Raw genomic sequence first — 2307 nt, 5'->3', positions numbered from 1 at the left:
CCGAAATCATCCAAGATCAGCAGTTCTGCCTTGGATATTTTTTCGAACAGCTTGTAGACCGTACCATCAATTCTGCTCATCTTTGTTTTTAGCAAGAGCTTCTGTACATTAAAATATGCTACCCTGTATCCTTGGGTACAGGCCTGATGCCCTAAAGCTGATGCAAAAAATGATTTTCCAGTACCTGTAGCACCGCATATCAGAATCGCTTCTCCCTTGGAGATATAGCCGCCGGTTGCAAAGTCTGCGACCATGGATCTGTCCATACCCCTGGTAGCATCCATGTTCAGTTCTTCGACGGAGGCTTTATAGCGAAAGTTGGCATTTGCCTGTAACCGTTCAAAGCGCTTGCCATCTCGATCATCGGTTTCCGCCTGTAGCAGTACCTCCATCCCTTCACTAAGGGTAAGTTCATGCAGCTTTCTGGTTTCGTTCAACGCCTGCCAGCTACGGTTCATGCCGTGCAAACGGAGTTGTTTTAATTGTGTCTCGATGTTCATTGTTTAGTATTTAATTGTTGTTTGTGAATAATATTCTTTCCCCCTGATATTTTGGTGCTCAGGAAGTGATTGTTCTGGTTTTATCATATCCTGATGGCCGGTCATGTTGTTTTTCAGTATCCGTTCTACAAACCTGTAGGAAAAGTTACGGTACTCGATGGCCAGTTCACAGGCCTTTGCGAATGCTTCTGGTAGCGCCGTTTTTTGCAGACGGAGCAATCCGTCACAGGTACGGTAAAGTTGTTCGGGATGCTGGGACTGGCCGAAGATAAGCTGTGTCAACAGATACAGTTCTTGGGATTTCTCCTTTGCTCTTGCGATATAATAATCGGGGCTTCGTTCCAGATAATGCCTATGATGGGAGCTCAGGTGTTCTTTTTGGGTCGAATACCCTGCCCGATGGAAGTTCCTGATGTGGACAGCAATCTGTTTCCCCCTTGCATAAATGCGAACCATACTTCTGGTGTAGATAACCTGCACTTTTGTACCTACATAAGCATAAGGTACGCTGTAATAATGCTTGTCCTTGCCCAGATAGATATGGTTGTTGTGTGCCACCTTGGGTTCTGCATACGATTTTACCTCAAAGCCTTCTTTTGGAAGGGGTTTTAGCAAATGTTTTTCTGCGGCAAGAAAGCGCTCCTCCCGACAATAGGGCTTTTGCTGCATCCTGGTCTGGTTATGCGCTTTTACTTTTTCGCTGATGGCCAGATTGAGCGACTCGAGATCAAAAAACTGTCGATTACGTAGCCGGGCATACACACGGTTGTAGACCAGTTTAACCTGGTTTTCTACCAGTGCCTTGTCTTTTGGCTTTGCTGGACGTGTGGGGATTACGGTAATGTCATAATGGTTGGCAAAATCCGCTAGTGCACGGTTGATCTCGGGCTCAAACCGATCTGCCTTTAACACTGCAGATTTCAGGTTATCGGGTACCAGCACCGCTGGTGCACCGCTCAATTGCCGAAGGCAGCATTCCAGCGCATGCAAAAAATCATCTACCCGTTGGCTGGGAACGGCCATTGCAAAGCAGTAATCTGAAAAAGGTAGAGAGGCCACAAATACCTGACAGGCAATGAGCTTACCGCTACCGCGGTCAATATAGTGTATGGGTTTACCAGCAAAATCGATAAAGAGTTTATCACCGGCGATGTGTTCCAAACGCATACCTGGTTTTTTAGCAATAAGCTGCTGGCGCAAGTGAAAACAGAACTGGGAATAGCTATACCCATCTTTATAACCCGAAATATATTCTTCATACAATACCGTACGGCTTACCCCAACACGCTTGAGTTCCTTGGCGTAATAGGCCAGGTTATTGCTCATGTGCTCAAACCTTGGATCCTTATAGGCAGGGTTGCCAGCATGGAAATTCGCTTCCAGCACCGGATCGTCCATCAATAAAAGATCAGATAACGGAAGTTTACCCGCTGATAGTTTCACCAGATAGGACTTGACAGTGTTCTTGCTGATGCCAAGAGATCGGGCAATCTGCTTAATGGAATCGCCCTGCTGATGAAGGCGTAATAGTTGTTTGATCTGACTCATTGCTTTTGCTTTTCCGGCCATCAGCGTTCTGGTTTAGGTGAGGGTATATTCACCTAAGTAAGCCAAATCAAGTTAAAGAGGGGGGGCAACATGCTCCGGTAAAACGCGTCTTGAACGCAGGTCAACAGGGGTCAATATGCTCCGGTACAAAACTCTAACAATCACAGGTGGGGTCAGTATCCGCCGGAATGTCAGCAAAACCCTTCTGTAGGACTTTGTTTTTTTAGCGAACTAATAAGCAATACTGGGGGGTCAGTAT

Annotated in this window: 2 protein-coding genes; both read right to left on the bottom strand. The window is 46.2% G+C overall.

Annotation, left to right across the window (positions count from 1 at the left end; genetic code table 11):
* Positions 1-500, bottom strand: a 500-nt coding sequence (locus tag ACVWYG_RS19175) for an ATP-binding protein (protein ID WP_457272663.1), incomplete at its 3' end; no start/stop codon positions are given.
* Between the two features lie 3 nt (positions 501-503).
* Entirely contained in the window at positions 504-2069 is a 1566-nt protein-coding gene (gene istA / locus ACVWYG_RS19170) for an IS21 family transposase (protein ID WP_457272661.1), read from the bottom strand.
* Positions 2070-2307 lie beyond the last annotated feature (238 nt).

Source organism: Pedobacter sp. UYEF25 (assembly GCF_054061655.1).
This window is presented reverse-complemented; position numbering and strand designations above follow the sequence as displayed.